Source organism: Streptomyces cahuitamycinicus, from assembly GCF_002891435.1.
In the GTDB taxonomy this organism is placed as follows: Bacteria; Actinomycetota; Actinomycetes; order Streptomycetales; family Streptomycetaceae; genus Streptomyces; species Streptomyces cahuitamycinicus.
In genome coordinates this window covers 1-11,197 of the sequence record NZ_POUC01000269.1, presented here as the reverse complement: position 1 = coordinate 11,197, position 11,197 = coordinate 1, and the positions used below count along the sequence as shown (strand labels likewise).

The 11,197-nt window shown below is 68.7% G+C and carries 11 protein-coding genes; 8 read left to right on the top strand and 3 right to left on the bottom strand.

Going from position 1 to position 11,197, the window contains the following annotated elements:
* Positions 1 to 244 (bottom strand): DUF397 domain-containing protein (locus C1J00_RS28780; RefSeq protein ID WP_102911926.1); only part of this gene is annotated, 244 nt, incomplete at its 3' end.
* 268 nt (positions 245 to 512) lie between these two features.
* On the opposite strand from C1J00_RS28780, the gene rpsO reads away from it, so the two are divergent.
* The 5 genes from rpsO to C1J00_RS28755 all read left to right on the top strand — a co-directional run bounded on the left by rpsO (position 513) and on the right by C1J00_RS28755 (position 5,951).
* Positions 513 to 800, top strand: coding sequence for a 30S ribosomal protein S15 (gene rpsO / locus C1J00_RS28775; RefSeq protein ID WP_003993372.1), 288 nt, complete (start codon positions 513 to 515; stop codon positions 798 to 800).
* A gap of 308 nt (positions 801 to 1,108) precedes the next feature.
* Positions 1,109 to 3,325: a polyribonucleotide nucleotidyltransferase gene (locus C1J00_RS28770; RefSeq protein WP_102911925.1), complete on the top strand. Its 2,217-nt coding sequence runs from the start codon at positions 1,109 to 1,111 to the stop codon at positions 3,323 to 3,325.
* Positions 3,322 to 4,701 (top strand): M16 family metallopeptidase, encoded by a 1,380-nt coding sequence (locus C1J00_RS28765; RefSeq protein ID WP_102911924.1) that lies wholly within the window; start codon positions 3,322 to 3,324, stop codon positions 4,699 to 4,701. The genes C1J00_RS28770 and C1J00_RS28765 overlap by 4 nt, the downstream gene beginning before the upstream one ends.
* A 28-nt stretch (positions 4,702 to 4,729) precedes the next feature.
* Complete coding sequence (gene dapB, locus C1J00_RS28760; RefSeq protein ID WP_102911923.1) at positions 4,730 to 5,482, top strand: 4-hydroxy-tetrahydrodipicolinate reductase; 753 nt, start codon at positions 4,730 to 4,732, stop codon at positions 5,480 to 5,482.
* A gap of 13 nt (positions 5,483 to 5,495) precedes the next feature.
* On the top strand, positions 5,496 to 5,951 hold the full coding sequence (locus C1J00_RS28755; RefSeq protein WP_102911922.1) for a hypothetical protein: 456 nt from the start codon (positions 5,496 to 5,498) through the stop codon (positions 5,949 to 5,951).
* 75 nt (positions 5,952 to 6,026) lie between these two features.
* Here the strand turns inward: C1J00_RS28755 and C1J00_RS28750 are convergent, their stop codons facing one another.
* Positions 6,027 to 6,581, bottom strand: coding sequence for an SCO5741 family PH domain-containing membrane protein (locus tag C1J00_RS28750; RefSeq protein ID WP_102911921.1), 555 nt, complete (start codon positions 6,579 to 6,581; stop codon positions 6,027 to 6,029).
* A gap of 111 nt (positions 6,582 to 6,692) precedes the next feature.
* Positions 6,693 to 6,932 (bottom strand): hypothetical protein, encoded by a 240-nt coding sequence (locus C1J00_RS28745; RefSeq protein ID WP_102911920.1) that lies wholly within the window; start codon positions 6,930 to 6,932, stop codon positions 6,693 to 6,695.
* Between the two features lie 176 nt (positions 6,933 to 7,108).
* On the opposite strand from C1J00_RS28745, the gene thyX reads away from it, so the two are divergent.
* The 3 genes from thyX to C1J00_RS28730 all read left to right on the top strand — a co-directional run bounded on the left by thyX (position 7,109) and on the right by C1J00_RS28730 (position 10,802).
* A complete protein-coding gene (gene thyX, locus C1J00_RS28740) occupies positions 7,109 to 7,849 on the top strand; it encodes an FAD-dependent thymidylate synthase (protein WP_102911919.1) in 741 nt (246 codons plus the stop codon).
* A gap of 213 nt (positions 7,850 to 8,062) precedes the next feature.
* Positions 8,063 to 8,962 carry a 4-hydroxy-tetrahydrodipicolinate synthase gene (dapA, locus tag C1J00_RS28735; RefSeq protein ID WP_102911918.1) on the top strand — a complete coding sequence of 300 codons (900 nt, stop codon included), beginning with the start codon at positions 8,063 to 8,065 and terminating at the stop codon, positions 8,960 to 8,962.
* Positions 8,963 to 9,116: 154 nt separating this feature from the next.
* On the top strand, positions 9,117 to 10,802 hold the full coding sequence (locus tag C1J00_RS28730) for a ribonuclease J (RefSeq protein ID WP_102911917.1): 1,686 nt from the start codon (positions 9,117 to 9,119) through the stop codon (positions 10,800 to 10,802).
* Positions 10,803 to 11,197: the final 395 nt, after the last annotated feature.

Here is an 11,197-nt window from a genome sequence, read left to right as displayed (position 1 = left end):
CCCCGTCCCGCGCCCCCAGCACGAACGCCCGCCACTCCGCCTCCGTGTAGCGCAGCACCGTGTCCGGGTCGAGCGACGACCGCATCGCCACGGCCCCCTCGGGCAGGTAGGCGATCTCGACCCGCTCCTCGTGCCCCTCGGTGCCCGGCGCGCTGTGCCACTCGACACCGGAGATGTCGAGGGCGTAGAGCTCGTCCCGCTCCCGTTCCTTGCGTGCCTTGATCTCCTCAGCCGTCTCCGCCATGCCGCAGCGACCCCTTCCCGACGTACGAACGATCCGAATCTGCTCACCCTAGTGGCCCCCTACGCTCCGGCCGGGAGGTTCGAAAGACCAGGGCAAAGAGGACCCCGGCCGCCTGGTACGCTGGTCGACGGCCGTTTGTGTACGCACCCCCGGAGCTCACCGCTCTGGAGGCCGCGCCCAGCGGATCCCCGCCTTCCGAGTCATGGAAGCTCCCCCGAGACACAGACCGGGGGCACTCGGTGGCCATCACAGACTACGAGGAGTACGCGTGCCGCTCGACGCCGCTACGAAGAAGCAGATCATCACCGAGTTCGGCCAGAAGGAGGGCGACACCGGCTCTCCCGAGGTCCAGGTCGCCATGCTCTCGCGCCGCATCTCGGACCTGACCGAGCACCTCAAGACCCACAAGCACGACCACCACTCCCGCCGTGGTCTGCTGATCCTCGTGGGTCAGCGTCGCCGCCTTCTCCAGTACCTGGCGAAGAAGGACATCCAGCGCTTCCGTGCGCTGGTCGACCGCCTCGGCATCCGCCGTGGTGCGGCGGGCGCCAAGTAAGACGCCGTGAGGGGAGCGGTTCCCGAAGAATCGGGGGACCGCTCCTTTTGCTGTACGTGCGGAGTGTCACCACTGCTTTGTAGTGTGGTAGCACAACGCAATACGGACGACACAAGCACGACAAGAAGACGACAGCACGACAAGAAGAGGAGAGGCGCACCCAGCCGCCGCCGGTCCTCGGTAGTGGCCCCCGGGAGAGAGAACCCCGGGTGCTTCGATCGAAGACCGGCCCGCACAGCACGGCGCGCTTCTCCGCAACCGTCCCCCTGCCACACGGGCAGGGCGACGAGGACGAGGAGAAAACACTAGTGGAGAACGAGACCCACTACGCCGAGGCCGTCATCGACAACGGCACCTTCGGCACCCGCACCATCCGCTTCGAGACGGGCCGCCTGGCCAAGCAGGCCGCCGGCGCCGCCGTGGCGTACCTGGACGACGACACCATGGTGCTGTCGGCCACCACCGCCTCCAAGAACCCCAAGGACCAGCTCGACTTCTTCCCCCTCACGGTGGACGTCGAGGAGCGGATGTACGCCGCCGGCAAGATCCCCGGCAGCTTCTTCCGCCGCGAGGGCCGTCCCTCCGAGGACGCGATCCTCACCTGCCGCCTCATCGACCGCCCGCTGCGCCCCTCCTTCAAGAAGGGCCTGCGCAACGAGATCCAGGTCGTCGCCACGATCATGGCGCTCAACCCCGACCACCTGTACGACGTCGTCGCGATCAACGCCGCGTCCGCGTCCACGCAGCTGGCCGGCCTGCCCTTCTCCGGCCCGATCGGCGGCGTCCGCGTCGCACTGATCAGCGGCCAGTGGGTGGCCTTCCCGACGCACACCGAGCTCGAGGACGCCGTCTTCGACATGGTCGTCGCGGGTCGCGTCCTGGAGGACGGCGACGTCGCGATCATGATGGTCGAGGCCGAGGCCACCGAGAAGACCATCAAGCTGGTCGAGGGCGGCGCCGAGGCGCCGACCGAGGAGGTCGTCGCGGCCGGTCTGGACGCCGCGAAGCCCTTCATCAAGGTGCTCTGCAAGGCCCAGTCGGACCTCGCCGCCAAGGCCGCCAAGCCGACCGGCGAGTTCCCGATCTTCCTCGACCACCAGGACGACGTCCTGGAGGCGCTCACCGCCGCCGTCAAGCCGGAGCTCGCCTCCGCGCTGACCATCGCCGGCAAGCAGGAGCGCGAGGCCGAGCTGGACCGCGTCAAGGCGCTCGCCGCCGAGAAGCTCCTGCCGGAGTTCGAGGGCCGCGAGAAGGAGATCTCCGCCGCGTACCGCTCGCTGACCAAGACCCTGGTCCGTGAGCGCGTCATCAAGGAGAAGAAGCGCATCGACGGCCGCGGTGTCACCGACATCCGCACCCTGGCCGCCGAGGTCGAGGCCATCCCGCGGGTCCACGGCTCCGCCGTGTTCGAGCGTGGCGAGACCCAGATCCTGGGCGTCACCACCCTGAACATGCTCCGCATGGAGCAGCAGCTCGACACGCTGTCGCCGGTGACGCGCAAGCGCTACATGCACAACTACAACTTCCCGCCGTACTCCACCGGCGAGACCGGCCGCGTCGGCTCCCCGAAGCGCCGCGAGATCGGCCACGGCGCCCTCGCCGAGCGCGCCCTCGTACCGGTCCTGCCGACGCGCGAGGAGTTCCCCTACGCGATCCGCCAGGTCTCCGAGGCGCTGAGCTCCAACGGCTCGACGTCCATGGGCTCGGTCTGCGCCTCCACCATGTCGCTGCTGAACGCCGGTGTGCCGCTGAAGGCCCCCGTCGCCGGTATCGCCATGGGCCTGATCTCCCAGGAGATCGAGGGCGAGACGCACTACGTCACCCTCACCGACATCCTCGGTGCGGAGGACGCCTTCGGCGACATGGACTTCAAGGTCGCCGGCACGAAGGACTTCGTGACCGCCCTCCAGCTCGACACCAAGCTGGACGGCATCCCGGCCTCCGTCCTGGCCGCGGCCCTCAAGCAGGCCCGCGACGCCCGCCTCCACATCCTCGACGTGATGATGGAAGCGATCGACACGCCGGACGAGATGTCCCCCAACGCCCCGCGGATCATCACCGTCAAGATCCCCGTGGACAAGATCGGTGAGGTCATCGGCCCCAAGGGCAAGATGATCAACCAGATCCAGGAGGACACCGGCGCCGACATCACGATCGAGGACGACGGCACGATCTACATCGGCGCGGTCGACGGACCGTCCGCCGAGGCCGCCCGCACCACGATCAACGGCATCGCCAACCCGACCATGCCGGAGGTCGGCGAGCGCTACCTGGGCACGGTCGTGAAGACGACCACCTTCGGCGCGTTCGTGTCGCTGCTCCCGGGCAAGGACGGTCTGCTGCACATCTCGCAGATCCGCAAGCTGGCCGGCGGCAAGCGCGTGGAGAACGTCGAGGACGTCCTCGGTGTGGGCCACAAGGTCCAGGTCGAGATCGCCGAGATCGACTCCCGCGGCAAGCTCTCCCTGATCCCGGTCATCGAGGGCGAAGACGACGACGAGAAGAAGGACGACGGCGACAAGTGACGTCCCGCGGCTTCCAGGCGACGGCCCGCACCTCCTCGGAGGCGCGGGCCGTCGCCCGTACCCAAACCCTCATCAAGGGCCACAACGGTATCGGCACGGTCCGCAAGACCACCCTCCCGGGCGGCCTGCGCATCGTCACCGAAACCCTGCCCTCGGTCCGCTCCGCGACCTTCGGCATCTGGGCGCACGTCGGCTCCCGCGACGAGACCCCGGCCCTGAACGGCGCCACCCACTACCTGGAGCACCTGCTCTTCAAGGGCACCGGCCGCAGGTCCGCCCTGGACATCTCCGCCGCACTCGACGCGGTCGGCGGCGAGATGAACGCGTTCACGGCGAAGGAGTACACGTGCTACTACGCACGCGTGCTCGACAACGACCTGCCGCTGGCCATAGACGTCGTCTGCGACATGCTCACGGGCTCCCTCATCCTCGAAGAGGACGTCAACGTCGAGCGCGGCGCGATCCTCGAAGAGATCGCCATGACCGAGGACGACCCGGGCGACTGCGTGCACGACCTGTTCGCGCACACCATGTTCGGCGACAACCCCCTCGGCCGCCCGGTCCTCGGCACGGTCGACACGGTCAACGCCCTCACCGCCGACCGCATCCGCCGCTTCTACAAGAAGCACTACGACCCGACCCACCTGGTCGTCGCCTGCGCCGGCAACATCGACCACGCCAAGGTCGTACGGCAGGTCCGCGCCGCCTTCGAGAAGGCCGGTGCCCTCAAGGACCTCGCCGCCGACCCCGTCGCCCCGCGCAGCGGCAAGCGTGCCCTGCGCACCGCGGGCCGCGTCGAGCTGATCGACCGCAAGACCGAGCAGGCGCACGTCGTGCTCGGCATGCCCGGCCTGTCCCGCACCGACGAGCGGCGCTGGGCCCTGGGCGTGCTGAACACCGCCCTCGGCGGCGGCATGTCCTCCCGCCTCTTCCAGGAGGTGCGGGAGAAGCGCGGCCTGGCCTACAGCGTGTATTCGTACACGTCCGGCTTCGCCGACTGCGGTCTGTTCGGCGTGTACGCCGGCTGCAGGCCCTCGCAGGTGCACGACGTGCTGAAGATCTGCCGCGACGAGCTCGACCACGTCGCCGAGCACGGTCTCTCCGACGACGAGATCGGGCGTGCGATCGGCCAGCTCCAGGGGTCCACGGTGCTCGGCCTCGAGGACACCGGTGCGCTGATGAACCGTATCGGCAAGAGCGAGCTGTGCTGGGGCGAGCAGATGTCCGTCGACGACATGCTGGCCCGGATAACGTCGGTCACCCCGGACGACGTCCGCGAGGTCGCCCGCGAGATCCTGGGACGGCGGCCCTCCCTGTCGGTCATCGGCCCGCTGAAGGACAAACAGGCGGCCCGCTTGAACGACGCCGTCGCCTGACGATCCCCTGGTGAAGGAAGCACAAGAGATGAGCAAGCTGCGCGTGGCGGTCCTCGGCGCCAAGGGCCGGATCGGCTCGGAAGCCGTACGAGCCGTCGAAGCCGCCGAGGACATGGAACTGGTCGCCGCCCTCGGCCGGGGCGACAAGCTGGAGACGCTGACCGCATCAGGCGCCCAGGTCGTGGTCGAACTGACCACGCCCGACTCGGTCATGGCCAACCTCGAGTTCTGCGTCGGCCACGGCATCCACGCTGTCGTCGGCACCACCGGCTGGACCGACGAGCGCCTCGCGCAGCTGAAGAGCCGGCTGTCCGCCTCGCCCGGAACGGGCGTGCTCATCGCGCCGAACTTCTCCATCGGGGCCGTCCTCACCATGAAGTTCGCGCAGCTCGCCGCTCCCTACTTCGAGTCCGTCGAGGTCGTCGAGCTGCACCACCCGAACAAGGTGGACGCCCCCTCCGGCACCGCCACGCGCACCGCCCAGCTCATCGCCGAGGCCCGCCGCACCGCCGGCACCGCCCCGGCCCCCGACGCCACGGCCACCGCCCTGGACGGCGCCCGCGGTGCCGACGTCGACGGTGTCCCGGTCCACGCGGTCCGGTTGCGCGGACTGCTCGCCCACCAGGAGGTCCTGCTCGGCGCCGAAGGCGAGACCCTCACGGTGCGGCACGACTCGCTCCACCACAGCAGCTTCATGCCGGGCATCCTGCTCGGCGCCCGCCGCGTGGTGAGCACCCCGGGCCTGACGTTCGGCCTGGAACACTTCCTGGACCTGAACTGAGCCTCTGACCGTCATGCGCGCGAAGCTCACCTACGCCCTCACCGCCGCCGTCCTGCTCGTCTACTTCGTCCTGGTCGGCAGCCGCGGCCTCCTGCTCATCGAGACCGGCACGCCCCTCACCGTCACCTTCGGCGTCGCCGTGCTGATCCTGCCGGTCATCGGCCTGTGGTTCCTGTGGAAGAACACCCAGTTCGCCCGTAGGGCCAACCAACTCGCCGCTGAACTGGACGCCGAGGGCGGTCTGCCCGTCGACGAGCTGCGGCGCACCCCCAGCGGGCGCATCGACCGCGACTCGGCCGACGAGGTCTTCGCCAAGCGCAAGGCCGAGACGGAGGACGCCCCCGGCGACTGGCGCACCTGGTTCCGCCTCGCCGTCGCCTACCACGACGCCCGCGACACTCCGCGCGCCCGCAAGGCGATGCAGCGCGCGATCGCGCTGCACGACGGCAAGCAGCCCGAAGCGGCCTGAAACGCGACCCAACACAAGCCGGCGGGGCCGGACCGTACATACGGCCCGGCCCCGCCGGCATGAGGTCGAAAGAGGTCAGCGCGGGCCGTATTCGTCGGCCCACGCCTCGACCGAGTCAGCTGCCCGGTCGAAGGCCACCGAGCGGCCCAGGAAGTCCGCGTTGTGTGTCGTCATCAGGGGCGGCAGGCCGCCCGCTTCCCGGCCCTGGCGTCCGGCAAGCAGCGCCTGTCCCTGCACGGTCCGCGGCAGCCCCAGCCAGCGCACCGGCTGCTGCACCGTACGCACGGAGACGACCTGCTCCCAGGACGCCGTGCGCGTCGCGAGGAAACCCACGTGCCGCAGCCCGCGGGCGCTGACCCACACGCCCATGCGCAGCAGCCGCAGGGCCGCGGCGATGACGAGCAGGGCGAGAGCGAACACGACCCCCGCCGACGTCAGTTCGGCCGTCGCGGCGATGATGACCGCCGCGAACAGAACGAACGAGGCGAGCAGCAGCGCGAGCGCCGCGACTCCGACGCGCCACGGCCCGGGCCGGTACGGCCGCCGCCAGCGGTCACGGTCGTCGTGGGGCAACGGAACGTCGTCCGCCGCCTCGAAAACGCGGTCGGCCGTCAGGAAGGGCAGGGGCACGGCTGGTCCTCACTCGATCCATGCATGGGCTGTGCCCGGTGAGGCTACCGATCTGTGTCCCCGGTCACCACTGGCGGGGGGCCGGATGAGTCACCGTCGGCGCGGTGTGGTTCAGCGCTTCTCGGACGCCTGCGACTGCTGCGGCTGATCAGCCGTCTTGTCGGGCGTCAGCGCGGGCGTCCCGATGACCAGGGACCCCACGAGCCCCGCCACGATGGTGAGACCCAGCAGCCAGCGGCCGGCCATCTGACCGACGGACGACCGCTCGCGCGGTGGGGGAGTGACATTGCTGCGGAACCTGTCGGCCTCTGCGACGAAGGCAAACGGTACGGGTTCACGCCGACCGAACATCAGGGGTACGTCTCCTTCAAGGGTGGAACGGATCACTTTCGTCTGTAGAGACGAATGAACTCCCTCAGAGGTGCCCTGTTTCACCGACTTCATTGCGGCACGGCACCGATCGCACTGAATTGGCCGGGCCGTAGAGTGGCGTCGCCACACGACGAGATGGGAAGGCCCTGCCAACCGTGACCGACACCCCCGCCGACGACCTCAAGCCCAGCTACCGCAGTGACGTCACCGTCGAGCTGGTCAAGCACACCGCGTCCGACGCGGACGTCCTCTTCGCCGCCCGCGTCTCGACCCTCGGCGAGCAGTCCCTGGACGAGATGAAGAAGGACCCCGAGCGTTCCAAGGGCCTGATCAACTACCTTATGCGGGACCGGCACGGCAGCCCCTTCGAGCACAACTCGATGACCTTCCTCATCAGCGCCCCGATCTTCGTCTTCCGCGAGTTCATGCGGCACCGCGTCGGCTGGTCGTACAACGAGGAGAGCGGCCGCTACCGCGAGCTCCAGCCCGTCTTCTACGTCCCGGACGAGTCCCGCAAGCTGGTCCAGGAGGGCCGCCCGGGCAAGTACGTCTTCGTGGAGGGCACCCAGGCCCAGCAGGAGCTCGTCGGCCGTGTGATGGAGGACTCCTACCGGCAGGCGTACGAGGCCTACCAGGAGATGCTCGCCGCCGGTGTCGCCCGCGAGGTGGCCCGCTCCGTCCTCCCGGTCGGCCTGTACTCCTCGATGTACGCCACCTGCAACGCCCGCTCGCTGATGCACTTCCTCGGCCTGCGCACCCAGCACGAGCTGGCGAAGGTCCCGTCCTTCCCGCAACGAGAGATCGAGATGGTCGGCGAGAAGATGGAGGCCGAATGGTCCCGGCTCATGCCGCTCACGTACGCCGCCTTCAACGCGAACGGACGCGTGGCGCCCTGACCACGCCCAGGTCCCCCCCGTCAGGTACAGATGTACGGTTCAGCCGCGCGAAGTGTCCGTATTGCGGCATTTGGAGAAGTTCATCTAGCCTGATCAAACGGGTCCGGCACTGCTTGAACCCCCGAGCAGGCAGTGCCGGGCTCCACCTTTGTCGCGACTTGTCACCTGCCCCGCGGGCAGACCCGGTCCTGAGCAACGAGTAGCGTGTAACCCATGGCTCCGACCTCGACTCCGCAGACCCCCTTCGGGCGGGTCCTCACCGCCATGGTCACGCCCTTCACGGCGGATGGCGCACTCGACCTCGACGGCGCGCAGCGGCTCGCCGCCCACCTGGTGGACGCAGGCAACGACGGCCTGGTCATCAACGGCACCACCGGCGAGTCCCCGACCACCAGCGACGCGGAGAAAGCGGATCTCGTACGGGCGGTCCTGGAGGCGGTCGGAGACCGCGCCCACGTGGTGGCCGGAGTCGGCACCAACGACACGCACCACAGCATGGAGCTCGCCCGGTCGGCGGAGCGCACCGGCGCGCACGGCCTTCTCGTCGTGACCCCGTACTACAACAAGCCCCCGCAGGAAGGCCTCTACCGGCACTTCACGGCCGTCGCCGACACCACCGGCCTCCCGGTGATGCTCTACGACATCCCCGGCCGCAGCGGCGTCCCGATCAACACCGAGACGCTCGTCCGCCTCGCCGAGCACCCCCGGATCGTGGCCAACAAGGACGCCAAGGGTGACCTCGGCCGCGCCAGCTGGGCGATCGCCCGCTCCGGCCTCGCGTGGTACTCCGGCGACGACATGCTGAACCTGCCCCTGCTCTCGGTCGGCGCGGTCGGCTTCGTCTCCGTCGTCGGCCACGTCGTCACCCCCGAGCTGAGAGCGCTGGTCGAGGCGTACACCTCGGGCGACGTCCAGAAGGCCACCGAGATCCACCAGCGGCTCCTCCCCGTGTACACGGGCATGTTCCGCACCCAGGGCGTGATGACGACCAAGGCGGCACTCACCCTGCAGGGACTGCCCGGCGGGCCGCTGCGCGCCCCCATGGTCGAGTGCGCCCCCGACGAGATCGAGCAACTCAAGATCGATCTTGTCGCCGGCGGGGTACAGCTCTGACACCAGACTTCGCGCGGGTCTCCGCGCAACTGCTTCACAACTGAATAAGCGGGCCACCGGTGCCCGCACCCTACACAGACAACTGCTTCTGCACGAACGTCACGCGCGCCACGTGCCCCACCGGTACGTGGCGTGCGTGGTTGAGGAGAGTCTTTTGAGTCATCCGCATCCCGAACTCCGCACGCCTCCGCCGCTTCCCGAAGGCGGCCTGCGCGTCACCCCGCTGGGCGGCCTCGGCGAGATCGGCCGGAACATGACCGTCTTCGAATTCGGCGGCCGTCTGCTGATCGTCGACTGCGGCGTGCTCTTCCCCGAGGAGGAGCAGCCCGGAATCGACCTGATCCTGCCGGACTTCTCGTCCATCAGGGACCGCCTCGACGACATCGAGGGCATCGTGCTCACGCACGGGCACGAGGACCACATCGGCGGCGTCCCCTTCCTCCTGCGCGAGAAGCCGGACATCCCGCTGATCGGCTCCAAGCTGACCCTCGCCCTCATCGAGGCCAAGCTCCAGGAGCACCGCATCCGCCCCTACACGCTGGAGGTGGCGGAGGGGCACCGCGAGCGCATCGGCCCCTTCGACTGCGAGTTCATCGCGGTCAACCACTCCATTCCGGACGCGCTGGCCGTGGCCATCCGCACACCCGCGGGCATGGTGGTCCACACCGGCGACTTCAAGATGGACCAGCTCCCGCTGGACAACCGCCTCACGGACCTCCACGCCTTCGCACGCCTGAGCGAGGAGGGCATCGACCTCCTCCTCTCGGACTCGACGAACGCCGAGGTGCCGGGCTTCGTCCCGCCCGAGCGGGAGATCTCCAACGTCCTGCGCCAGGTCTTCGCCGGCGCCGGCAAGCGCATCATCGTCGCGAGCTTCGCCAGCCACGTGCACCGCATCCAGCAGATCCTGGACGCGGCGCACGAGTACGGCCGCCGTGTCGCCTTCGTCGGCCGCTCCATGGTCCGCAACATGGGCATCGCCCGTGACCTGGGCTACCTGAAGGTCCCGCCGGGCCTGGTCGTGGACGTCAAGACGCTCGACGACCTCCCGGACAGCGAGGTGGTCCTTGTCTGCACGGGCTCCCAGGGCGAACCGATGGCAGCCCTGTCCCGCATGGCCAACCGCGACCACCAGATCCGCATCGTCCAGGGCGACACGGTGATCCTCGCGTCGTCCCTGATCCCCGGCAACGAGAACGCGGTCTACCGCGTGATCAACGGCCTCACCCGCTGGGGCGCCAACGTCGTCCACAAGGGCAACGCCAAGGTCCACGTCTCCGGCCACGCCTCCGCGGGCGAGTTGCTGTACTTCTACAACATCTGCCGCCCGAAGAACCTGATGCCGGTGCACGGCGAATGGCGACACCTGCGCGCCAACGCCGAGCTGGGCGCCCTGACCGGTGTCCCGCACGACCGCATCGTCATCGCCGAGGACGGCGTCGCCGTCGACCTCGTCGAGGGCAAGGCCAAGATCTCCGGCAAGGTCCAGGCGGGCTACGTCTACGTCGACGGCCTTTCCGTCGGTGACGTGGGTGAGCCGGCCCTGAAGGACCGCAGGATCCTCGGCGACGAGGGCATCATCTCGGTGTTCCTGGTCATCGACTCCTCCACCGGGAAGATCACCGGTGGCCCGCACATCCAGGCCAGGGGCTCCGGCATCGAGGACTCCGCCTTCGCTGACGTGATCCCAAGGATCACGGAGGTGCTGGAACGCTCCGCGCAGGACGGCGTGGTCGAACCCCACCAACTTCAGCAGCTCGTGCGCCGCACGCTGGGCAAGTGGGTCTCGGACACCTACCGGCGCCGGCCGATGATCCTGCCTGTGGTGGTGGAGGTCTGACGGTCCGTAGGGCCTGAGCCCACGCCAACTGGGAGCGGGGCGCCTCGATTTGCATCGAGGCGCCCCGCTCCAGTAGGTTTACAACTCCTCCCGACGGGGCACCCGGGCCAACTCAGGCACCAGGGACCATGCCCGGCCGGGGAGGAAAATCCGACTCAGAACTTCTGATAAAGTCGGAACCGCCGGAAAGGGAAACGCGGAAGCGGGAACCTGGAAAGCACCGAGGAAATCGGATCGGAAAGATCTGATAGAGTCGGAAACGCAAGACCGAAGGGAAGCGCCCGGAGGAAAGCCCGAGAGGGTGAGTACAAAGGAAGCGACCGTTCCTTGAGAACTCAACAGCGTGCCAAAAGTCAACGCCAGATATGTTGATACCCCGTCTCCGGCCATCATGG